This window comes from Janthinobacterium sp. P210006 (assembly GCF_036231885.1).
In the GTDB taxonomy this organism is placed as follows: domain Bacteria; phylum Pseudomonadota; class Gammaproteobacteria; order Burkholderiales; family Burkholderiaceae_D; genus Janthinobacterium; species Janthinobacterium violaceinigrum.
Genome location: NZ_JAZARD010000001.1, coordinates 1,876,679 through 1,897,544 on the forward strand (window position 1 = coordinate 1,876,679; position 20,866 = coordinate 1,897,544).

Annotated in this window: 21 protein-coding genes; 14 read left to right on the forward strand and 7 right to left on the reverse strand. The window is 64.5% G+C overall.

What is annotated here, in order from left to right:
* Positions 1 to 93 precede the first annotated feature (93 nt).
* Positions 94 to 1,098, forward strand: a complete 1,005-nt coding sequence (locus VPH41_RS08355) for a zinc-dependent alcohol dehydrogenase family protein (RefSeq protein ID WP_328569570.1) — start codon at positions 94 to 96, stop codon at positions 1,096 to 1,098.
* Between the two features lie 36 nt (positions 1,099 to 1,134).
* On the opposite strand, the gene VPH41_RS08360 is transcribed toward VPH41_RS08355, so the two are convergent.
* On the reverse strand, positions 1,135 to 1,896 hold the full coding sequence (locus tag VPH41_RS08360) for a DeoR/GlpR family DNA-binding transcription regulator (RefSeq protein WP_193317096.1): 762 nt from the start codon (positions 1,894 to 1,896) through the stop codon (positions 1,135 to 1,137).
* A 192-nt stretch (positions 1,897 to 2,088) separates the two neighbouring features.
* Between VPH41_RS08360 and glpD the strand changes: the two genes are divergently transcribed.
* From glpD to glpK, 8 genes are all read left to right on the forward strand, one after another.
* Positions 2,089 to 3,636: a glycerol-3-phosphate dehydrogenase gene (gene glpD, locus VPH41_RS08365; protein WP_328569571.1), complete on the forward strand. Its 1,548-nt coding sequence runs from the start codon at positions 2,089 to 2,091 to the stop codon at positions 3,634 to 3,636.
* 81 nt (positions 3,637 to 3,717) lie between these two features.
* Positions 3,718 to 4,827: an ABC transporter ATP-binding protein gene (locus VPH41_RS08370; RefSeq protein ID WP_328569572.1), complete on the forward strand. Its 1,110-nt coding sequence runs from the start codon at positions 3,718 to 3,720 to the stop codon at positions 4,825 to 4,827.
* A 1-nt stretch (position 4,828) separates the two neighbouring features.
* A complete protein-coding gene (locus VPH41_RS08375) occupies positions 4,829 to 5,929 on the forward strand; it encodes an ABC transporter ATP-binding protein (RefSeq protein ID WP_328569573.1) in 1,101 nt (366 codons plus the stop codon).
* On the forward strand, positions 5,929 to 6,813 hold the full coding sequence (locus VPH41_RS08380) for a carbohydrate ABC transporter permease (RefSeq protein WP_328569574.1): 885 nt from the start codon (positions 5,929 to 5,931) through the stop codon (positions 6,811 to 6,813). Before VPH41_RS08375 ends, VPH41_RS08380 begins: the two co-directional genes overlap by 1 nt.
* On the forward strand, positions 6,810 to 7,616 hold the full coding sequence (locus VPH41_RS08385) for a carbohydrate ABC transporter permease (protein ID WP_152282449.1): 807 nt from the start codon (positions 6,810 to 6,812) through the stop codon (positions 7,614 to 7,616). The genes VPH41_RS08380 and VPH41_RS08385 overlap by 4 nt, the downstream gene beginning before the upstream one ends.
* A gap of 1 nt (position 7,617) precedes the next feature.
* Positions 7,618 to 7,920, forward strand: coding sequence for a DUF2160 domain-containing protein (locus tag VPH41_RS08390; RefSeq protein WP_405002798.1), 303 nt, complete (start codon positions 7,618 to 7,620; stop codon positions 7,918 to 7,920).
* 207 nt (positions 7,921 to 8,127) lie between these two features.
* On the forward strand, positions 8,128 to 9,855 hold the full coding sequence (locus tag VPH41_RS08395; protein ID WP_152282448.1) for an ABC transporter substrate-binding protein: 1,728 nt from the start codon (positions 8,128 to 8,130) through the stop codon (positions 9,853 to 9,855).
* Between the two features lie 80 nt (positions 9,856 to 9,935).
* Entirely contained in the window at positions 9,936 to 11,429 is a 1,494-nt protein-coding gene (glpK, locus tag VPH41_RS08400; protein WP_328569575.1) for a glycerol kinase GlpK, read from the forward strand.
* A gap of 10 nt (positions 11,430 to 11,439) precedes the next feature.
* On the opposite strand, the gene VPH41_RS08405 is transcribed toward glpK, so the two are convergent.
* Positions 11,440 to 12,000 (reverse strand): YdcF family protein, encoded by a 561-nt coding sequence (locus VPH41_RS08405; protein WP_328569576.1) that lies wholly within the window; start codon positions 11,998 to 12,000, stop codon positions 11,440 to 11,442.
* Positions 12,001 to 12,053: 53 nt separating this feature from the next.
* Positions 12,054 to 12,686, reverse strand: coding sequence for a cysteine hydrolase family protein (locus VPH41_RS08410; protein WP_328569577.1), 633 nt, complete (start codon positions 12,684 to 12,686; stop codon positions 12,054 to 12,056).
* A 136-nt stretch (positions 12,687 to 12,822) separates the two neighbouring features.
* On the opposite strand from VPH41_RS08410, the gene VPH41_RS08415 reads away from it, so the two are divergent.
* On the forward strand, positions 12,823 to 13,785 hold the full coding sequence (locus tag VPH41_RS08415; protein WP_442906239.1) for a GlxA family transcriptional regulator: 963 nt from the start codon (positions 12,823 to 12,825) through the stop codon (positions 13,783 to 13,785).
* Here VPH41_RS08415 and VPH41_RS08420 read toward each other — a convergent pair.
* On the reverse strand, positions 13,768 to 14,649 hold the full coding sequence (locus VPH41_RS08420; protein WP_328569579.1) for a tetratricopeptide repeat protein: 882 nt from the start codon (positions 14,647 to 14,649) through the stop codon (positions 13,768 to 13,770). The genes VPH41_RS08415 and VPH41_RS08420 overlap by 18 nt on opposite strands.
* A gap of 154 nt (positions 14,650 to 14,803) precedes the next feature.
* On the opposite strand from VPH41_RS08420, the gene VPH41_RS08425 reads away from it, so the two are divergent.
* Both VPH41_RS08425 and VPH41_RS08430 read left to right on the forward strand, forming a co-directional pair.
* Positions 14,804 to 15,568, forward strand: coding sequence for an AraC family transcriptional regulator (locus VPH41_RS08425; protein WP_328569580.1), 765 nt, complete (start codon positions 14,804 to 14,806; stop codon positions 15,566 to 15,568).
* Between the two features lie 58 nt (positions 15,569 to 15,626).
* Positions 15,627 to 16,574, forward strand: coding sequence for a DMT family transporter (locus VPH41_RS08430; RefSeq protein WP_328569581.1), 948 nt, complete (start codon positions 15,627 to 15,629; stop codon positions 16,572 to 16,574).
* 22 nt (positions 16,575 to 16,596) lie between these two features.
* Here VPH41_RS08430 and VPH41_RS08435 read toward each other — a convergent pair whose 3' ends face one another.
* The 3 genes from VPH41_RS08435 to VPH41_RS08445 form a co-directional block, all read right to left on the reverse strand.
* Positions 16,597 to 17,163: a carboxymuconolactone decarboxylase family protein gene (locus VPH41_RS08435; protein WP_328569582.1), complete on the reverse strand. Its 567-nt coding sequence runs from the start codon at positions 17,161 to 17,163 to the stop codon at positions 16,597 to 16,599.
* Positions 17,164 to 17,281: 118 nt separating this feature from the next.
* Positions 17,282 to 17,629: a hypothetical protein gene (locus tag VPH41_RS08440; protein WP_152282438.1), complete on the reverse strand. Its 348-nt coding sequence runs from the start codon at positions 17,627 to 17,629 to the stop codon at positions 17,282 to 17,284.
* Positions 17,630 to 17,777: 148 nt separating this feature from the next.
* The gene (locus VPH41_RS08445; protein WP_034754979.1) at positions 17,778 to 18,278 is read right to left on the reverse strand and encodes an Lrp/AsnC ligand binding domain-containing protein; all 501 of its coding nucleotides are present in this window, start codon (positions 18,276 to 18,278) and stop codon (positions 17,778 to 17,780) included.
* A gap of 104 nt (positions 18,279 to 18,382) precedes the next feature.
* Between VPH41_RS08445 and VPH41_RS08450 the strand changes: the two genes are divergently transcribed.
* Positions 18,383 to 19,672 carry a D-amino acid dehydrogenase gene (locus VPH41_RS08450; protein WP_328569583.1) on the forward strand — a complete coding sequence of 430 codons (1,290 nt, stop codon included), beginning with the start codon at positions 18,383 to 18,385 and terminating at the stop codon, positions 19,670 to 19,672.
* 13 nt (positions 19,673 to 19,685) lie between these two features.
* A complete protein-coding gene (gene alr, locus VPH41_RS08455; RefSeq protein WP_226941260.1) occupies positions 19,686 to 20,804 on the forward strand; it encodes an alanine racemase in 1,119 nt (372 codons plus the stop codon).
* The last annotated feature ends 62 nt before the right edge of the window (positions 20,805 to 20,866 follow it).

The following is a 20,866-nucleotide window of genomic DNA, read 5'->3' on the forward strand; positions in this document are numbered from 1 at the left end:
AACCATAGTTTATCTATTCATGATTTTAAATGACACTGTTGTTTTTCCCGCAAGCCTGCGGCCACCCTCATACATATCGCCTGAGAACAGACCATGAAAGCCATCCAACTGACCGCTCCCTCCCTTGCCGCGTTTCGCCAGACCGCGCTGCCCGAACCGCAGCCGGGCCGGGGCGAGGTGCTGCTGCGCATGCGCGCCGCCACGCTCAATTTCCTGGACGTGGCAATTGCCACGGGCAGCTTTGCCGGCGCGGCCTTTCCGCTGATCCCCGTCGCCGACGGCGCGGGCGACGTGGCGGCGCTGGGCGAGGGCGTCAGCGGCCTGGCCGTGGGCGACCGCGTCATCCCCCACTTCATGCCGCACTGGCAGGGCGGGGCCATCACGCCGCACAACGTGGGCGCGATGCGGGGCGTCACCTTGCCCGGTTCGCTGGCCGAGTACGTGGCCGTCCCCGCGGCCAGCCTGGTCGCCTTGCCGGCCCACCTGGATTTCGTCCAGGGCGCGGCCCTGCCCATCGCGGCGACGACGGCCTGGAATGCCGTGCGTTCGGCGCAAGTGCGCCCCGGATCGGTGGTGCTGCTGTTGGGAACGGGTGGCGTCAGCATCTTTGCGCTGCAGTTCGCCAAGGCGTCGGGCGCCACGGTGATCCTGGCGTCGTCCAGCGATGAAAAGCTGGAACGCGCGCGCCAGCTGGGCGCCGATCACCTGATCAATTACCGGGCCACGCCGGCCTGGGATGGAGAGGTGCTGAAACTGACGGGCGGGCGGGGTGCCGACCTGGTGGTCGAGACGGTGGGCGGCGCCACCATCGCGCGCTCGCTCAATGCGGCGGCGATGGGCGGCACCGTCTTCACGGTGGGGTTTGTCGGCGGCACGGCCGCCAGCATCGATCTGCTGCCCGTCATCGTCAAGGCCTTGCGCATCGTCGGCAACAACACGGGTTCCGTGGCCGACCTGGCGCAGGCGGCCCAGGCCATCGCCGCGCACGGCATCGTGCCCGTCATCGACCGCGTGTTCGGCATCGACGACACGGCCGCCGCGTACGCGGAGCTGGGCGCCGGCGGGCGCCACTTCGGCAAGCTTGCCATCGCGCACTGAGAAGCGGATGCCTGTCCCGCCCGGCGACGGCCAGCGTCAGGCGGCGACGTGCACTTTCACGCTGGCGTCGCGCAAGACCTGGGCAAAGCGGGGCGGCGGCGGCGCATCCGTAAACAGGATATCGACTTGCGCCAGGTCGGCCAGGCGCACCAGTGCCTTGCGGCCGAACTTGTGCTGGTCGGCCACCAGCCACACTTCGCGCGACTGTTCGATGATGGCTTGCGCCACCTTCACTTCGCGCGCGTCGAAGTCGCGCAGGCTGCCGTCTTCGTCGATGCTGGAAATGCCGATGATGCCGATGTCGACCTTGAACTGGCGGATGAAGTCGATGGTGGCTTCGCCCACGATGCCGCGGTCGCGCCCGCGCACCACGCCGCCGGCCACGATGACTTCGCAGGCCGCGTTGTCGGCCAGGATGGCGGCCACGTTCAGGTTGTTCGTCACCACGTGCAAGCCCGTGTGCCGTCCCAGCGCGCGCGCCACTTCCTCGGTGGTCGTGCCGATATTGATCAGCAGCGAACAGCCGTGCGGCACTTGCGCGGCGACGGCGGCGGCGATGCGCCGCTTGGCGTCGCTGTTGAACACTTGCCGCTGGCTGTAATCGATGTTTTCCACGGACGAGGGCAAGCCGACCCCGCCGTGGTAGCGGGCCAGCAGGCGCGCTTCTTCCATCTGCTTGACGTCGCGGCGCACGGTCTGCGGCGTCACGTCCAGCTGCTGGGCCAGCTCTTCGACGGACATGGTGACCTTCTGGCGCACCACTTCGAGCAGGCGGCGCTGGCGGGGATTCAAAATCATGGGCGGTCTCTTTAAAAATCACAAACGAACAAAAACGAACAAATAGTATTGAAAATATGTTGCTATGGGTTCGTATTCTGGCGTATCTTATCCATATTGCATTCGAAATGCATCTGTATTGATCTTAACGACAGTCGCCGGCGATGCCTAGTCTTTCCTCGCCGGCCTTTCCCTGACAGACATGGAGTCCCGATGGCCGCAGCACAGCAAGGTGTGGAGACAGCGATGGAATGCGACGTGCTGGTGGTGGGCGGCGGCATCAATGGCGCCGGCATCGCGCGCGACGCGGCGGGCCGGGGCTTGTCCGTGGTGCTGTGCGAAAAGGACGACCTGGCCGCCCACACGTCGTCCGCGTCCACCAAGCTGATACACGGCGGCCTGCGCTACCTCGAATACTATGAGTTCGGCCTCGTGCGCAAGGCGCTGGTCGAGCGCGAAGTGCTGCTGCGCTCGGCGCCGCACATCATGTGGCCGCTGCGCTTCGTCATGCCGCATGCGCGGGGCCAGCGTCCCGCCTGGCTGATACGCGCCGGCCTGTTCCTCTACGACATGCTGGCGAAGCGGGAAATCCTGCCCGCCTCGCACGGCATCGACCTGACGCGCCACGCGGCGGGGAAACCGCTCAAGCCCGAATTCAAGCGGGGCTTCGTGTATTCCGATGGCTGGGTCGACGATGCGCGCCTGGTGGTCCTGAACGCCATCGACGCGGCGGACAAGGGCGCGCACGTTTTGACGCAGACGCGCTGCACGGCGCTGGCGCGCGAGGGGGGGTCCTGGCTGGCCACCTTGCAGCACGCGGGCGGCAGGCAGACGATGATGCGCGCGCGCAGCGTCGTCAATGCGGCGGGGCCGTGGACGGCCGAGTTCCTGCAGCAGGCGGCGCCCGGCGGACAGGGGCGGCATTTGCGCTTGATCAAAGGCAGCCATATCGTCGTCAAGCGCCTGTTCGCGCATGATCACGCGTATATCTTCCAGCATCCGGACGGGCGCATCGTGTTTGCCATTCCGTACGAGCACGATTTCACCCTGATCGGCACCACCGATCTCGACTACCACGGCGACAGCGGCAAGGTGGAAATCGATGACGAGGAAATTCGTTACTTGTGCGAGCTTTCCAGTTACTATTTCAGCAAGCCCATTGTGCCGGCTGACGTGGTGTGGACGTATGCGGGCGTGCGTCCGCTGGTGGAAGACGCGGCGGCCGACGCCAAGGCCGTGACGCGCGACTACCGTTTCGAGCTGGACCAGGAAGGGGCGCCGCTGCTGAGCATTTTCGGCGGCAAGATCACCACCTTCCGCAAGCTGGCCGAGGAAGCGCTCGATTTGCTGGCGCCGATTCTCGGCAATGCGCAGCCCGCGTGGACGGAACATGCCTGCCTGCCCGGCGGCGACGTGTTCGGCAGCACGCCGCAGAACCGGTCCGTACGCGAGTTCGGCCAGTTCGTGCAGGACTTGCAGCGCGAATACGCATGGCTGCCGGCGGCGCTGGTGGCGCGCTATGCGCGCGCCTACGGCACGCGCATCCATCGGCTGCTCGCGGGGCGCAAGGACGTGGCGGCCATGGGCGAGGAAATCGCCGCGGGCCTGTACGCGGCGGAAGTCGATTATCTGCGGCGCCATGAATGGGCCGTCAGCGCGGCCGACATCCTGTGGCGGCGCTCCAAGCTGGGCTTGCACCTGCCGCGCGGGACGGCGGACACGCTGGGTGCCTGGCTGTTGCAGCACCCGTTATTGCCGTAGGAGCAAGACCGAACACGCTGGCGACCGCGCCCCGCAGAGGGTGCGGCGAAGAATAAGAAACCATCACTGGAGGAGAATCGCGTGCAACTGGTACTGGACAAGATCAGCAGGAAGCAGGGGGCTGACGACTTTTTATATCCGATGTCGCTGGCGTTGGTGCCGGGCGCCATCAACGTCTTGCTGGGCACCACGCGTGCCGGCAAGACGACCCTGATGCGCGTGATGGCGGGCCTGGACAAGCCCAGCGGGGGCACGGTCACGGCCGATGGCGTGGATGTGACGGGCGTGCCCGTCAGCAAGCGCAACCTGGCCATGGTGTACCAGCAATTCATCAACTATCCGGCCTTCACCGTCTACGACAATATCGCTTCGCCCTTGCGCCTGCGCAAGGTGCCCGAGGAACAGATCCGCGCGAAAGTGCTGGCGCTGGCCGAGCGCCTGCACATCACGCCCTACCTGCAGCGCACGCCGGGCGAACTGTCGGGCGGCCAGCAGCAGCGCACGGCGCTGGGACGCGCGCTGATCAAGGATGCATCGTTGCTGCTGCTCGACGAGCCATTGGTCAACCTCGACTACAAGCTGCGCGAGGAATTGCGGCGCGAATTGACGGAACTGTTTTCCAGCGGCAGCACGACCGTCGTGTACGCCACCACGGAACCGCTGGAAGCGCTGCAGCTGGGCGGCCACGTGGCCGTGCTGCACGAGGGACGGCTGCTGCAGCAGGGGCCGACCCTGGACGTTTTCAATGCGCCCAATTCCATCGACGTGGCGCGCACCTTCAGCGATCCGCCCATCAACCTGATTCCCGCGCGCGTGGATGCGCACGGCGTGGCGCAGGCGGCCGACGGCCTGGCGATCCACTTGAGCGGCGAGCAGCGCGCCCGCCTGGGCGAGCGGCGCGACGTGATCCTCGGCGTGCGCGCGCACAGCCTGCATCTGTCGCCCCAGTCCGATGGCGACGTGCCCATCGCGGCGCAGGTGGACCTGGCGGAAATCAGCGGTTCGGAAACCTATGTGCATGCGCGCCGCGGCGAGCTGGCCCTGGTGGCGCAGCTGGGCGGCGTGCACAACCTGGAGATCGGCAGCGCCTGCACCGTGTATTGCCAGCCGCACGCCTTGCTGATCTTTGCCGATGACGGCGCACTGCTGTATGCGCCGGGCGCGCGCGCAGCGTCGGCAGGGGGGATCTGACATGGCGCGCATCGAACTGGTCGACCTGGCCCACGCCTACAAACCGAATCCTGCGGCACCGGCCGACTATGCGCTGCGGCCCATGAGCATGGAGTGGCGCGACGGCGGCGCCTACGCCTTGCTGGGGCCGTCCGGCTGCGGCAAGACGACCTTGCTCAATATCATTTCCGGCCTCGTGAAACCGTCGCATGGCAAGGTGCTGTTCGACGGCAAGGATGTCACGCAGCTGCCGACCGAGGCGAGGAATATCGCGCAAGTGTTCCAGTTTCCCGTCATCTACGACACCATGACCGTGCACGACAATCTGGCGTTTCCGCTGCGTAATCGCGGCTGGAAAGAGAGCGAGGTCAAGAAGCGCGTGCAGCAGGTGGCGCAGATGCTGGAATTGACGGGCGACCTGAAGCTGCGCGCCAGCGGCTTGTCCGTGGACGCCAAGCAAAAGATTTCGCTGGGCCGGGGCCTCGTGCGCCCCGACGTGGCGGCCGTGCTGTTCGATGAACCGCTGACGGTGATCGACCCGCACCTGAAATGGCTGCTGCGCCGCAAACTCAAGGAAATCCACCACGAACTGAAGTTATCCCTGATCTACGTCACGCACGACCAGGTGGAAGCGTTGACCTTTGCCGACCAGGTGGTCGTCATGACGCAGGGCGAAGTGGTGCAGACGGGCAGCGCGCAAGCGCTGTTCGAGGAGCCCGAGCACACGTTTGTCGGCTATTTCATCGGCAACCCGGGCATGAACTTGCTCGATTGCACCTTGGACGATGGCGGCGTGCGCGTGGCGGGCCAGCCGCTGGCCGTGTCCGCCGCCGCGCGTGCGGCGCTGTCGGGCGCGCAAGGAAAAATCACGGTGGGCGTGCGGCCCGAGTTCGTCGCATGCGTGAAGGCAGGCGAGGGTGGCGAAGGTGGCGACCATTGCCTCGACGCCACGGTGACGGCCGTGCGCAACATGGGCACGCATTACCTGGCGGAATTCCAGTTGGGCGGCGCGACGGTGGCGGCCAAGCTGCGCGCCATCGATGCCGCTCCTGGTGATGCCGTGCGGCTGCGCTTTCCGCCGCAACGCACCCTTTTCTATGTCAACGATAAGCGGGTGGCCTGATGATACATAACGGTAAAACCGATAACAACCGCCGCGCCTGGCTACTGATCCTGCCCGTGCTGCTGTGCGTGGCCTTTTCCGCCATCCTGCCCCTGATGACGGTGGTGAACTATTCCGTGCAGGATATCCTGAGTCCCACGCAAAAAGTGTTCGTGGGCACGGAGTGGTTCCGCATGGTCATGCTCGACGGCGACCTGCACAGCGCCTTGCTGCGCCAGCTGCTGTTTTCCGGCTCCGTGCTGGCCATCCAGATTCCGCTGGGCATCCTGATCGCCCTGTGCATGCCGGCCGATGGCTGGAAGGCGTCGCTGGCGCTGGTGCTGATCGCGCTGCCCCTCCTGATTCCCTGGAACGTGGTGGGCACCATCTGGCAAATCTTTGGCCGCGGCGACATCGGCCTGATGGGCTATACGCTGAACCAGCTCGGTGTTGACTACAATTACAACGGCAATTCGCTCGATGCCTGGCTGACGGTGATGGTGATGGATATCTGGCACTGGACGCCGCTGGTCGTGCTGCTGTGCTATGCGGGCTTGCGCGCCATTCCCGACGCGTATTACCAGGCGGCCCGCATCGACGGCGCTTCGCGCCTGGCCGTTTTCCGCTACATCCAGCTGCCGAAACTGCGCAATGTGTTGATGATTGCCGTCTTGCTGCGCTTCATGGACAGTTTCATGATCTATACGGAACCGTTCGTGCTGACGGGCGGCGGGCCCGGCAATGCCACCACCTTTTTGTCGCAATACCTGACGCAGAAGGCCGTGGGCCAGTTCGACCTGGGGCCGGCGTCCGCGTTTTCATTGATTTACTTCCTGATCATCCTGCTGTTCTGCTTTGTGCTGTACACGTGGATGCAGCGCGTCGGCACGGGAGACCAGAAATGATGCACAAGAAAATGAGCAGCACCATCCTGATCGTCTTCCTGCTGGGCTCGCTGTTGCCCATCTACTGGATGCTCAACATGTCGCTCAAGACCAACGAGGAAATCGTCGGCGTGCTGAGCCTGTGGCCCCAGCAATTGACGTTCGCCAACTACCACACGATTTTTACCGACCGTTCCTGGTACAGCGGCTACATCAATTCCATGATTTACGTGGCCTTGAACATGGTGATGTCCGTCACGGTGGCCTTGCCGGCCGCATATGCGTTCTCGCGCTACAACTTCGTGGGCGACAAGCATCTGTTCTTCTGGCTGCTGACCAACCGCATGACGCCGCCCGCCGTTTTCCTCGTGCCGTTCTTCCAGCTGTATTCGACGGTGGGCCTGATGGATACGCATCTGGCCGTGGCGCTGGCGCACATGGTCTTCAACGTGCCGCTGGCCGTGTGGATACTGGAAGGCTTCATGTCCGGCGTGCCCAAGGAAATCGACGAGACGGCGTATATCGACGGCTACAGCTTCCCCCGCTTCTTCATCCGCATCTTCTTGCCGATGATCAAGTCGGGCGTGGGCGTGACGGCCTTCTTCTGCTTCATGTTCAGCTGGGTGGAACTGCTGCTGGCGCGTACCCTGACGTCCGTCAATGCCAAGCCCATCGCCGCCACCATGACGCGCACCGTGTCGGCGGCCGGCATGGACTGGGGCGTGCTGGCGGCGGCCGGCGTGCTGACCATCGTGCCCGGCGCGCTGGTGATCTGGTTCGTGCGGCATTACATAGCCAAGGGTTTTGCGATGGGGAGGGTGTGACATGGAAAATACCGATAGCACGGCCAGCCTGTTCGGCTGGATGGCGTGGACGCCGGAAGTGGCCGTCTTTTTCATTTGCATCGGCCTGATGCTGGCCGGCATGACGGTGTGGCAAATCCGTTCGCCCAGCATCGAACGCAAGGGTTTCCTGCCCATGCCCACCACGCGCGGCGACCGCCTGTTCATCGGGCTGCTCACGGCCGCCTACGTGAACCTGGCGTGGGCGGGGTTCACGGAAATGCAGCAGGCCATCGGGGCGGGCATCAGTTTTGTAGTGTTGTTGGTGGTAATGCGTTGGGGGTGAGGGCACCAGACATCAGCTACTGCGCGGCGCGCTTTGCGGCCGGCGATGCTCACCGTACTAAAGTACGGTTGCGCTTCTCGGCCACAAATCACTGCCGCTCGCTAAGCTTCTGTCAGGCGCTTCAAATTAGTTGGATGTGTGAAGTCGTAGATGAAAACAGCGGCCCGCCTCCGGCAGGCCGGATGACAACTATAAGGGAGATTCACGATGAAATTGAAGTTCACGGTCTTCGCGGCTGCGGCCATGCTCGTGTCGAATGCGGCCCTGGCCGACGCCAAGCAGGCGCAAACCTGGATCGACAAGGAATTCCAGCCATCCAGCCTGAGCAAGCAGCAACAGCTTGCTGAAATGAAATGGTTCATCGATGCGGCGGCCAAGCTGAAAGCCAAGGGCATCAAGGAAATTTCCGTGGTCTCGGAAACCATCGATACCCACGTCTACGAATCGAAGACCCTGGCCAAGGCCTTCGAGGAAATCACGGGCATCAAGGTGCGCCACGACATCATCCAGGAAGGCGACGTGGTGGAAAAGCTGCAAACCTCCATGCAGTCCGGCAAGAGCATCTATGACGGCTGGATTTCCGATTCCGACCTGATCGGCACCCACTACCGCTATGGCGCCGTGGAACCGCTGTCCGACTACATGGCGGGCAAGGGCAAGGATTACACGAATCCGGGCCTGGACTTGAAGGATTTCATCGGCATCAGCTTTACGACGGCGCCGGACGGCAAGGTGTACCAATTGCCCGACCAGCAGTTCGCCAACCTGTACTGGTTCCGCGCCGACTGGTTCGCGCGCAAGGATTTGCAGGCGAAGTTCAAGGCCAAGTATGGCTACGAGCTGGGCGTGCCGCAGAACTGGTCCGCGTATGAAGACATCGCCGATTTCTTCACCAATGACGTGAAGGAACTGGACGGCAAGAAAGTCTACGGCCACATGGATTACGGCAAGAAAGATCCATCGCTGGGCTGGCGCTTCACCGATGCGTGGCTGTCGATGGCTGGCGCAGCCGACAAGGGTATTCCGAACGGCATGCCCGTCGACGAATGGGGCATCAAGGTGGCAGCCGACAAGTGCACGCCCGTGGGCGCGTCCATGTCGCGCGGCGGCGCCACCAATTCGCCGGCTGCTGTCTTTGCACTGACGAAATATATCGACTGGATGAAGAAATACGCGCCGCCGCAGGCAAACGGCATGAATTTTTCGGAATCGGGTCCCGTGCCGGCGCAGGGCGAAATCGCCCAGCAGATCTTCTGGTACACGGCATTTACGGCCGGCATGACGAAACCGGGCTTGCCGGTGGTGAACAAGGATGGCACGCCGAAATGGCGCATGGCGCCGTCGCCGCACGGTCCGTACTGGAAAGAGGGCATGCAGAACGGTTACCAGGACGTGGGTTCCTGGTTCCTGTTCAAGTCCACGCCCGATGACCGCAAGGCGGCCGCCTGGCTGTACGCGCAGTTCGTCACGTCGAAAACCGTGTCGCTGAAGAAATCGATCGTCGGCCTCACGTTTATCCGCGATTCCGACATCCGCCACGATTACTTCACGAAACACGCGAACGAATACGGCGGCTTGATCGAGTTCTACCGCAGCCCCGCCCGCGTGGCATGGACGCCGACGGGCAACAACGTGCCCGATTATCCGAAGCTGGCCCAGCTGTGGTGGAAGAACGTGGCCACGGCGATTACGGCGGAAAAAACGCCGCAAGCCGCCATGGATAACCTGGCCGAGGAAATGGACCAGGTCATGGCGCGGCTGCAGCGGGCCGGCATGAAGGCGTGCGCACCGAAGCTCAATGCCAAGGGCGACCCGAATCAGTACCTGTCGGACCAGCACGCCCCCTGGAAAAAGCTGGCAAATGAAAAGCCGAAGGGCGAAACGATTGCCTACGATAAATTATTGCAGGCATGGAAAGAAGGCAAGGTAAGGTAGTCGTGTAAACTCTGCCGCCGCTTTCCCGGGGCACGGGCGCTTGCCCGTGCCTTTTTTACTGTACAGACGTAGTAGCGACCATGACCAAATACATACTTGCTTTAGACCAGGGCACCACCAGTTCGCGCGCCATCCTGTTCGACCACGCGGGCCGGCCGCACGCCAGCGCGCAGCGCGAGTTCCGGCAGATTTTCCCCCAGCCGGGCTGGGTCGAGCATGACGCGGGCGAAATCTGGGCCTCGCAAGAGGGCGTGCTGCAGCAGGTGCTGCGCGACAGCGGCGTGGCCGCTTCCGACGTGGCCGCCATCGGCGTAACTAACCAGCGCGAAACGACGGTGCTGTGGGACCGCGCCACGGGCGAGCCCGTCGCCAACGCCATCGTCTGGCAAGACCGGCGCAATGCCGCCTATTGCGAGCAACTGGTCGAGCAGGGCAAGGCGGACGTGATCCAGCGCAAGACGGGTCTCGTGCTGGACGCCTATTTTTCCGCCACCAAGCTCAAATGGCTGCTCGACAACGTGGCCGGCGCCCGCGCGCGCGCCGAGCGGGGCGAGCTCGCCTTCGGCACCGTCGACAGCTGGCTGATCTACAAGATGAGCGGCGCCCACTTGACGGACACGAGCAACGCGGCGCGCACCATGCTGTTCAATATCCACACCCTGCAGTGGGACACGGACCTGCTGGCGCTGCTGGACATTCCCGCCTCCCTGCTGCCCGACGTCGTGCCGTCCAGCGGCGTGGCGGCGCATACCTATACAGACTTGCTGGGCGTGTCCGTGCCCATCGCCGGCATCGCGGGCGACCAGCAGGCGGCCACGTTCGGCCAGGCGTGCCTGAAACCGGGCATGGCAAAGAATACCTACGGCACGGGTTGCTTCATGCTGATGAATGTGGGCAAGCGCCCCTTGCCATCGAAAAACCGGCTGCTGACGACCGTGGGCTGGAGCCTGGGCGCGGGCAGCGATAAGACTGATTATTTGCTGGAAGGCAGCGCCTTCATCGCGGGCGCGGCCGTGCAATGGATGCGCGACGGCATCGGCATCATCCGCGACTCGTCCGAAGTGGAAGCCTTGGCCACCAGCGTGCCCGATTCGGGCGGCCTGGTCTTCGTGCCCGCGTTCGCGGGCCTGGGCGCACCGTACTGGGACCCGTATGCGCGCGGCACCCTGATCGGCATCACGCGGGGCACGGGCAAGGCGCACATCGCGCGCGCGGCGCTCGAAGGCGTGGCCTACCAGAACGTGGACGTGCTGTCCGCCATGCAGGACGACGCGGGCATCGCACTGTCCGAGCTGCGCGTGGACGGCGGTGCGGCCCGCAACGACATGCTGATGCAGTTCCAGGCCGACATCTTGAATGTGCCCGTGGTGCGCCCCGTGGTAACGGAAACGACGGCCCTGGGCGCCGCCTATTTGGCGGGCCTGGCCGTGGGTTTCTGGCAATCCGAGGAAGAAATCGCTGCCCAATGGCAGGTGGGACGCCGCTTCGAGCCAAAGATGGCAGCCGACGAGCGCCTGACGCGGCTGCACAAGTGGCAGCGCGCCGTGGAGCGCTCGCGCGACTGGAGCGAGTGAAAACGGGCGTTCAGTGGCGCATGAAATACACGGCATAACCCACCGTTTCGCGCGGCACGGAATACAGGTCGCGCAGCTCGAAGTAGGGTGCATGTACCTGGCCGCTGACGTCGATGCCGCTGCGCTCCAGCGCCAGCTTGAAGCGGGGCACGTGGAAATACTGGGTGGCCACCATGGCCGTCTTCCAGCCGTGCTCGTGCATCAGGATTGCCGCGTTGCGGGCCGTGGCGTCCGTGGTCCAGCCTTGATTATCCTCAATGATGGCACTGGCGGGCACGCCGCGCGATTGCAGGTAGCGGGCCATTGATGCGGCTTCGTCGAAGCCTTCCTTGCCCGTCGCCCCGCTGACGAGGATGCGGGGCGCCCGTCCTGCCTGGAACTGCGCCAGGGCCGCATCGAGCCGTGCCTGCAGGCGGGGACTGGGCGTGCCGTCCGGGGCAATCGTGTTGCCCGGCACGACGATCACGTCGGCGGGCGCCAGTTTGTCATTGAGCCCGGCCAGCACCAGCGCGGTGGTGGCCAGCAGGAAAACAGCAACAGCGGTCAAGCCCAGCAGTGTTATTTTGCGCATCTTCGTCATCAAGTAGGGAATGGACGCATCATACCCGCCCATTCCACTGGGCATCAGTTCGCCTGCGCCTTGCGCGCGCGCTGGTTCGACAGATAAATATTGTCCTTGTCCAGCGGCTTGCCCTCGCGCACGGCGGCGAGCCAGTCCTGCGTGCTGACGACGGCGGCGAAATTCGAGTGGAACACGGTGCTGAACACGCGGTGGATTTCCTCGGCGCTGGCCGTGCCGCCCCCATTCGCATAGGGCAGGGTGCCCGTGGCGTCCTGCAGGAACTCGACCTGCAAGCCATCGTGCGCGGCCTGGAAGATGGTGGCCGCGTCGCAGTTGTGCGTCATGTAGCCGATCACCGTCAGGGTGTCGATGCCGTGGCCCTCCAGCCAGGCGCGCAAGTCCGTGCCCGCGAAGGCGCTGCCCATGACCTTGTTGATGCGGTGGTCGGCGGCAAAGGCGGCCACTTGCGGATGCAGCTGCCAGCCGTCGCTGCCCTTGGCGAAGATGGGCGAGCTTTCCGGCGCATCGTGCTGGACGACGATCACGGGCACGCCGGCGGCGCGCGCGGCGGCCATGGCGGTGACGATATTCGGCAGGGAAATGTCGACGGATGGATATTCGATGGGCATGTCGCCCGTGAAGTATTCATTTTGTACGTCGATGACGAGCAGGGCGCGGCGCGGGGTGGTGGTCATGGGTTCTCCTGGCATGGTTGAAAGAGGAAGGACTTCCTCGATACCGCCATTTTCACGCCGGACCTTGCAAACAAAAAGTGGCCTGAAGGCCTATCTGCGATAAAATCGGGCCATGCCTATTCCATCTTCCACTCCCCTGACCATTGCCGTCATTGCCTTCGACGGCATGACGCCTTTTCACCTGTCCGTGCCTTGCCTCGTGTTTGGCGCCCAGACGGACGAGACCGACTTGCCGCCTTTCCACGTGCGCGTATGCGCCGCCGATCCCGTGCCCCTGCGCACGGCGGCCGGCTTCGGCATCACGCCCGAGTTCGGACTGGAAGGGCTGGAAGATGCCGATATCGTCATCATGCCGGCCTGGCACGACGATTGCCGCGACGCGGCGCAACCGCTGGTCACGGCGCTGCAGGCAGCCAGCGGGCGCGGCGCGCGCATGGTGGGGCTGTGCCTGGGTGCGTTTCCGCTGGCGCAGGCGGGCTTGTTGGACGGCAAGAGCGCCGCCACGCACTGGGGCATGGCGGAGCGGCTGGTGGCCCGCTATCCCAAGGTGAGGGTGGACCGCGAAGTGCTGTACGTGGACGATGGCGCCGTGCTGACGTCGGCCGGCGTGGCGGCAGGCCTCGATTGCTGCCTGTATCTGCTGCGCCAGCTGGCGGGTGCCGAAGTGGCCAACAGGGTGGCGCGCCGGCTGCTGGTGGCGCCGCACCGCCAGGGCGGGCAGGCGCAATTCATCGAGCGTCCGCTGCCCGTGTCCGGCAGCGAAGGGCGCTTTGCCGACGTGCTGGCCTGCGTGACGGCCAACCTGGGCATGGCCCACAGTATCGATGCCTTGGCCGAACGGGCGGCCATGAGCCGGCGCAACTTCACGCGCCATTTCCGCCAGGCCACGGGCACGTCGTTCAAGCAGTGGCTGCTGAACCAGCGTCTTGCGCATGCGCAAGGCATGCTGGAAAAAAGCGCAGCGTCGATCGATGTCGTGGCGCAGGAGGCCGGCTTCGGCACGGCCCTGTCGCTGCGCCAGCATTTCCGCGCCAGCTTGCAGACGTCGCCATCGGCCTACCGCAAGCTGTTCCGGCAGCAGCTAAGCCAGGCCGTTTGACCATAGCCTTGCCGGGTCGCGGCTGCCCTGCGGCAGCGCGGCGCTGACGGCGAGCTGCCGCGCAATGAAGGCGGCCGGATCGAAGGCGTGGCGTTCCTGGAACGACACGGTTTCTGCGCTCATCAGTTCCGCGTAGGTTTGCATCAGGGTCGAGGCGCAGCGGTAATTGCCTTGCTCAAGATACGTGTCGATAGCGGCGAGCAGCACGGGGTAATCCGCATTGTCCTTGCTGCCGCCGAAGTTGAACGACAGCTGCCCGCAGGCGCGCCAGATCGGGTCTCGTTCATTCTGCGGCACCGGCTGCGTGCGCAGCCATTGCAAGGCTTTCAAGGGCGGGCCGCCAAACGAAGGGGGCGAGATGATGGCCTGGATCGCCACCCTGACCGCCTCATCGTTTCTTCCCGCGCGCACATACTGGCCGTGCAGCAGCGCCAGCGCATCCGTGTATTCGGGCAGGAGGGCCAGCGCCGCTTCCAGCAAGGCGATGGCGGCCGCGGGGTTTTGCTGGGCAATCGATTCCCTGGCCGCCAGGAAGGCGGCGCGCGGCGAGGCGGGGTCGTCGGCCAAGGTGGGCAGCGCCACGTAGCCTTCTTCGTCTTCGTCTTCAGCGTCGCCGGCTGCCGCATGGGCGCGCAGGAAAGCGGCCAGGCTGGAAAAGTTCGGCTGCAGGCGCCATTCGTCATGCCACGTTTCGACGACGATGGGTTCGCTTGCTTCGCGGCCGATGGGCCAGTACAGGCCGTAGGTATCGCCATTGCCCAGCGCGCCTTCGACGAAGGGATTGAAGCCGAGGGGCGGGTAGGGTGCGCTGTGTTGCCAGTCTTGTTCCACCGAGATGTGGGCGAGTTGTGCAGGTAGTAGCATGGAAGTGGCAGAGGATAAAACGCCAGTGTAGAGCAAGCGGGCGCCCTTGGCGCGCACCGTCGGAGCGCGGGGCGGCGCGCCAGGCCTGAGGCATTGCCGTGCTGATAATCGCCGTGCTGATAAAATAATTGCTTCTTCGCCCAGGCCGGTCCCCATGTCCAGCACACCCCATCCTGCCTTCGACCTCAGCTTTCGTAGCTACGCGGAAATCGGCGCGCCGAACCGGCATGACTTCGTGCAGCTGGTGCTGCCCTTGCACGGCCAGCTGCTGCTGGAGATCGACGGCAAGCAGGGCAAGGTGGACGCGCAACAGGGCGTGGTGATCCCGGCCAATACCTGGCACGCCCAGCACAGCCGGGTGGCCAACCACTCGATCATCGTCGACGTGAATGCGGCGGCCGTGGAGCAGGGCAGCTGGGGCCGTTTGCTGGAGCGGCCGTATGCGGCGCTGGGGCCGGGCGCCCGCAAGCTGATCGAATACCTGGGCATCATGGCGGGGCAGCAGGCGCTGACGCCGGCCGTCATCCACGGCTGGACACCGCTGCTGCTCGACACCTTGCTGCAGACCGCGCCGCAGGCCCGCTCGCGGCTGGCTGCGCTGCTGGCGCGTGTGCAGACCGAGCCTGGCTTGCCCTGGTCGACGCTATCGATGGCGCGCTTTGCCAACCTCAGCGTCAGCCGCCTGCATGCATTGTTCCGCGAAGAAATGGATACGAGCCCGCATGCCTGGCTGCAACAGCAACGGATAGGGCGGGCCTGCGACTTGCTCGCCGCCAGCGATGCCAGCATTGCCGAGATTGCGCTGGCGGCCGGCTTTTCCGAGCAGAGCACGCTGACGCGGGCCATGCGCGACAGCATCGACGCCACGCCGGCCGCCTACCGGCGCCAACGTCGCGAGAACAGGTCAAAAACGCAGTAGATGGCGCCAAGAACGGGCGCGCTCCAGCGGCCACAATCTCCTTTTCGGGAGATTGACTATGTTGCAGAAGAATATGACCCGCCTGGGCATGCTGGCCGGCATCGCTGCGGGCGCGCTGTGGGGGCTGGTGTTCCTGGCGCCGGCGCTGCTGCCCGCGTTCCAGCCGCTGGAACTGTCGGTGGGCCGCTACCTGGCCTACGGCCTGATCGCGGCCATGCTGGTCGCACCGTCGTGGCGGCGCCTGCTGCGCAGCCTGGGCTGGCGCGAATGGCGTGGCTTGATCTGGCTCAGCCTGACCGGCAACATCATCTATTACGTGCTGCTGGCCAGCGCCGTGCAGACGGGCGGGGTGGCCATGACGTCGATGGTGATCGGCCTGCTGCCGCTGGTCGTCACCGTGGTCGGCAGCCGCGACCGCAATGCCGTGCCGCTGCGCAAGCTGCTCCCTTCGCTGCTGCTCAGCGGTGCCGGTTTGCTGTGCATCAGCTGGCAGTCGCTTGCGCATCCCGGCCATGCATCGCTGCTGGGACTGTTGTGCGCGCTGGCGGCGCTGCTGTCGTGGACGGTGTATGCCGTCGGCAATAGCCGCTGGCTGGGGCGCTTGCGCGCGGTGTCGGCGCAGGAGTGGAATCTGCTGACGGGCGTGGTGACGGGCGCTGCCGCCTTGCTGCTGGCGATTCCCGTCGCGCTTGCCGCACCGGCCGCGCATGGCGGCACGGCATGGCTGCAGTTTGCCGGCCTCGTCACGGGCGTGGCGCTGTTGTGTTCAGTCGTCGGCAATGGCTTGTGGAACTACGCCAGCCGCGTGCTGCCGCTGACCTTGATGGGGCAGATGATCGTCTTTGAATTCCTGTTTGCCCTGGCGTACGGCTATGCGTGGGAGCGGCGCTGGCCCACCGCGGCGGAAGCTGCGGCGACGGCCTTGCTGCTGGCGGGCGTGCTGGCATGCGCGGTGGCGCACCGGCCGCAGCGGGCGGCCAGCGCGGCGGCGGCCCGGACCGCATAGGGCGCGGCACGGGCCAGGTTCTTCAGTCGCGTTCCGGTACCGGGACGTTGTAGCCGTTCAAGGTGGTCGAGACGAGCGCGTACAGGCCCACCAGGTAGATCAGTTCGTTGGTGCCGTGCTGGCCGAACGTGGCCAGCGCCAGCCGGTACACCGGCTCGGGCAGGGTGCCGCCGCGGCTGAGCGCATAGGCCAGGTCGTAGGCTATGCTCTCATGCGCGTCCAGGTCGACGGGCTTGACGTCGGCCACCAGCGTGGCCAGGCGCTCGGCCGGCATGCCTTCGCGTTCCGCGACGGCGATGTGGGCGTAGATTTCATAGGCCGCGTTGTAGCGCGCGCCTACCACCAGGATGGCAATCTGGCGCACGTTGTCGGGCAAGGTGGCGTTGGCCGTCATGGCCAGGGTCAGGTCCCAGATGGCCTTGCCGATGGCCGGTTCGTGCAGCCACGGATTCCACGGTCCCATCAGGGCGCCGTCTTCGCGCACGGCGATGAAATCGTTGAAATTGCTGGTGATGCCTTTGCGCATATCGTCGTACAGCGGCTTTTGTTCTTGTGTCAGGTCTTTCGGAGCGATCAGGGGCAGGCGCATGGAAACTCCTTGCTGAATAAGTGGGCGGTGGGCGGCAGTAGCCAACAGACAGTATATCCATCTGGCTGGCGGCGGCCGTTCACTGGCGCACACTGGCGCGGCCCGCGCCGGTCTATGCCTACTTGCGCGGCTCGTGTATCCGGAATTTCTTGACGATGCCCGCCTGGTCGAACATGACGGCCACTTCGCGCGTGCCTTTTTCGCCCAGCAGGGGGATCAGGCGCGTCACGCTGGGCGTTTTCAGCTGGTTCTTGTAGACCCAGACTTCATAGCCGGGATCGAAGCTGACGACGGTGGCGTTGCCCAGGGCCGCGTCGAGGTCGAGGCGGGTGGTCTTGCCCACCTTGATGTTCTGATAGATGGCGCCATTGTCCGGCGCGCGGTTGACCTTGTATTCACTGGCGGTGCACATGGCCACGGCCAGGCCCGCGAGGCAGGAAGCTGCCAGTTTTATCAATGTGTTCATATGGACTCCCAGTGTGCATCACTGCTTCCAATCTCAGAGGGGACGGGCGTGATGTCATGGCAGGAGTGTGCTTGTGTCGCCGCGAATGTGCTACAAGATTATACAAAGGCGCATAAAACGGTGCCGTCGGTAGCGGCAACCGGTACTTTTACCGGCTCTGCAAGACGTCGGTCGAGAGCGCCAGGGTTTCCTTGATTTCTTCCATCACCACATAGCTTTTCGATTGCGCGGCACCGGGCAGCTGCAGCAGCATGTCGCCCAGCAGCTTGCGGTACTCGGCCATTTCATGGATGCGCGCCTTGATCAGGTAATCGAAGTCGCCCGACACCAGGTGGCATTCCTGGACTTCGGGAATCTGCAGCACTTCGCGGCGGAATTGCTCGAAGGCGGACGCGGATTTTTGATTGAGCGTAATCTCCACAAAGACGAGCAGCTTGGCGCCCAGCGCGGCCGGGTTCACCTTGGCGTGGTAGCCCGTGATGACGCCGTCGCGCTCCATGCGCTTGACCCGTTCGATGCAGGGCGTGATGGACAGGCCCACCTGTTCGCCCAGGTCTTTCATCGAGATGCGGCCGTCCTGTTGCAGGATGCGCAGGATGTGGCGGTCCAGCTTGTCGAGGCCACGTGCCGATTCTTTAAGGATTCTCATGATTTATTGCTGAATATCTCGATTTATACGTGAACAAATACTGGCTCTTTCCCAATATGATAGCGGTTAATCTGGCACTAGCCATAAATATAATTGAGGAAACTATGCGTATTGTGATTCTGGGTAGCGGCGTCATCGGCGTCACCAGTGCTTACTATCTGGCCAAGGCAGGACATGAGGTGACCGTCATCGACCGCCAGCCGGGCCCGGCACTGGAAACCAGCTTCGCGAATGCGGGGCAGATCTCGCCCGGCTACGCCTCGCCATGGGCTGCGCCCGGCATTCCGCTGAAAGCCGTGAAGTGGATGATGCAGCGCCACGCGCCCCTGGCCATCTCGCTCGACGGCAGCGCCGCCCAGCTCAAATGGATGTGGCAGATGTTGCGTAATTGCACGCCGGAAGCGTATGCCGTGAACAAGGAACGCATGGTGCGCCTGGCCGAATACAGCCGCGACTGCTTCAAGGTGCTGCGCGCCGAGGCAGGTATCACCTATGAAGGCCGCCAGCAAGGCACGATGCAATTGTTCCGCACCGAAAAGCAATACAACGATGCCGCCAAGGATATCGAAGTATTGAAGGACGCGGGCGTGCCATATGAAGTGCTGCAGCGCGACGAGCTGTCGCGCGCGGAACCGGCGCTCGAAGCGGTGAAAGGTAAGCTGTTCGGCGGCTTGCGCCTGCCCAACGATGAAACGGGCGATTGCCAGCTGTTTACCACGCGCCTGTCCGAAATGGCTGTGGCGCTGGGCGTGAAGTTCCGCTATGGGGTCTCCATCGATGCATTGCTGACGCAGGGCGATGAAATCGCCGGCGTGCAATGCGGCGCGGAAATCGTCAAGGCCGATTCCTATGTGGTGGCGCTCGGCTCCTACTCGACGGGCTTCATGAAGCCGCTGCTCGACATCCCCGTGTACCCGCTGAAGGGCTATTCGATCACCGTGCCTATCGTCAACGCGGCCAAGGCGCCCGTGTCGACCATCCTCGATGAAACGTACAAGATCGCCGTGACCCGTTTCGACGACCGCATCCGCGTGGGCGGCATGGCGGAAATCGCCGGCTACAACCTGAACCTGAACCCGCGCCGCCGCGAAACCCTGGAAATGGTCGTCAACGACCTGTTCCCCGGCGGCGGCAACACGGCCGAGGCTACCTTCTGGACGGGCTTGCGCCCGATGACGCCGGACGGCACGCCGATCGTCGGCCGCACGCCGCTGCGCAACCTGTTCCTCAACACGGGCCACGGCACCCTGGGCTGGACCATGTCCTGCGGTTCCGCGCAATTGCTGGCCGACCTGATGTCCTCGAAAAAGCCTGCCATCCTGGCCGACGACCTGTCCGTCAACCGCTACAGCGGCGCGCAGGGCAATGGCAAACTGCAACACGCGGTGGCTTGAGATGGGGGCCAGCATGCCTCTGAAAGAGCGTAGCGGCGCCATCCTGACGGTGGACCTGGATGCCGTGCGCGCCAACTACCGCTTGCTGCGCGACAAGGCGCATCCGGCCGCCTGCTCGGCCGTGGTGAAGTCCGACGCGTATGGCCTCGGTGCCGCGCAAGTGGGCGCGGCCCTGTATGAAGAAGGGTGCCGCCATTTCTTCGTGGCGCACCTGGAAGAGGGCATCAGCCTGCGTCCGCACGTGGCGCCGGACGCGGACATTTTCGTGCTGCACGGCCCGCCCGTCGGCACGGAAGGCGAATTCACGGCCCATGGCCTGACGCCAGTGCTCAACAGCGAGCCCCAGGTGGCGGGCTGGCGTGCCCACGCAAAAGCGCTGGGCACCACCCTGAACGCCGTCGTGCAGGTCGACAGCGGCATGTCGCGCATGGGCCTGTCGCCGCAGGAAATCGATGGCTGGCTGGCCGATGAGCACTTTCTCGACGGCATCAAGGTGCGCTACATCATGAGCCACCTGGCGTGCGCCGACGAGCGCAGCAACCCCATGAACCGCGAACAGCTGGCCCGTTTCGTCGCCATCCGCGCCCGCTTGCCGCAGTACCGCGCCAGCCTGGCCAATTCCTCGGGCATCTTCCTGTCGCCCGACTACCATTTCGACCTGGTGCGCCCCGGCGCGGCCCTGTACGGCATCGCGCCGCAGGGCGGCGAGCCCAATCCCCTGCGCTCGGTCGTGCGCCTGCAAGGCAAGGTCATGCAGACGCGCACGATTGCCGCCGGCGACCACGTGGGCTACAGCCGCCGCTACACGGCCAGCGAGCCGCGCCAGGTGGCCACCGTGTCCGTCGGCTACGCCGATGGCTGGCTGCGCAGCATGAGCAACCAGGGCCTGGCCATCGTCGACGGCGTGAAAGTGCCGCAGATCGGCGCCATCTCGATGGATTCCATCACGCTCGACGTGAGCGCCATTGCGCAGGAACGCGTGGCGCCGGGCAGCCTGGTCGACCTGATCTGCGCCGAACACCCGGTCGACGCCGTGGCGGCCATGGCCAATACCATCGGCTACGAGGTGCTGACCAACCTGGGCGGGCGCTATTACCGCGAGTATCAAGGCCTGGCTGGCGGCGCACGCTAAGCAGCGCAAAACCCATGATTGTGTGGCAAGATAGTCCTGCAGTGAAGTTCACTCCAGGGCTA

Excerpts from the sequence above, each read along its gene's own strand:
- VPH41_RS08405 (WP_328569576.1), bottom strand. The coding sequence starts at position 12,000 with ATGCGCAAAATAACACTGCTGGGCTTGACCGCTGTTGCTGTTTTCCTG.
- VPH41_RS08435 (WP_328569582.1), bottom strand. The coding sequence starts at position 17,163 with ATGCGCCTGCCCCTGATCGCTCCGAAAGACCTGACACAAGAACAAAAG.
- VPH41_RS08360 (WP_193317096.1), bottom strand. The coding sequence starts at position 1,896 with ATGATTTTGAATCCCCGCCAGCGCCGCCTGCTCGAAGTGGTGCGCCAG.
- VPH41_RS08425 (WP_328569580.1), top strand. The coding sequence starts at position 14,804 with ATGTCCAGCACACCCCATCCTGCCTTCGACCTCAGCTTTCGTAGCTAC.
- VPH41_RS08355 (WP_328569570.1), top strand. The coding sequence starts at position 94 with ATGAAAGCCATCCAACTGACCGCTCCCTCCCTTGCCGCGTTTCGCCAG.
- VPH41_RS08395 (WP_152282448.1), top strand. The coding sequence starts at position 8,128 with ATGAAATTGAAGTTCACGGTCTTCGCGGCTGCGGCCATGCTCGTGTCG.
- glpK (WP_328569575.1), top strand. The coding sequence starts at position 9,936 with ATGACCAAATACATACTTGCTTTAGACCAGGGCACCACCAGTTCGCGC.
- VPH41_RS08380 (WP_328569574.1), top strand. The coding sequence starts at position 5,929 with ATGATACATAACGGTAAAACCGATAACAACCGCCGCGCCTGGCTACTG.
- VPH41_RS08430 (WP_328569581.1), top strand. The coding sequence starts at position 15,627 with ATGTTGCAGAAGAATATGACCCGCCTGGGCATGCTGGCCGGCATCGCT.
- VPH41_RS08440 (WP_152282438.1), bottom strand. The coding sequence starts at position 17,629 with ATGAACACATTGATAAAACTGGCAGCTTCCTGCCTCGCGGGCCTGGCC.
- VPH41_RS08385 (WP_152282449.1), top strand. The coding sequence starts at position 6,810 with ATGATGCACAAGAAAATGAGCAGCACCATCCTGATCGTCTTCCTGCTG.
- alr (WP_226941260.1), top strand. The coding sequence starts at position 19,686 with ATGCCTCTGAAAGAGCGTAGCGGCGCCATCCTGACGGTGGACCTGGAT.
- VPH41_RS08390 (WP_405002798.1), top strand. The coding sequence starts at position 7,618 with ATGGAAAATACCGATAGCACGGCCAGCCTGTTCGGCTGGATGGCGTGG.
- VPH41_RS08450 (WP_328569583.1), top strand. The coding sequence starts at position 18,383 with ATGCGTATTGTGATTCTGGGTAGCGGCGTCATCGGCGTCACCAGTGCT.
- VPH41_RS08410 (WP_328569577.1), bottom strand. The coding sequence starts at position 12,686 with ATGACCACCACCCCGCGCCGCGCCCTGCTCGTCATCGACGTACAAAAT.
- VPH41_RS08420 (WP_328569579.1), bottom strand. The coding sequence starts at position 14,649 with ATGCTACTACCTGCACAACTCGCCCACATCTCGGTGGAACAAGACTGG.
- VPH41_RS08445 (WP_034754979.1), bottom strand. The coding sequence starts at position 18,278 with ATGAGAATCCTTAAAGAATCGGCACGTGGCCTCGACAAGCTGGACCGC.
- VPH41_RS08375 (WP_328569573.1), top strand. The coding sequence starts at position 4,829 with ATGGCGCGCATCGAACTGGTCGACCTGGCCCACGCCTACAAACCGAAT.
- glpD (WP_328569571.1), top strand. The coding sequence starts at position 2,089 with ATGGCCGCAGCACAGCAAGGTGTGGAGACAGCGATGGAATGCGACGTG.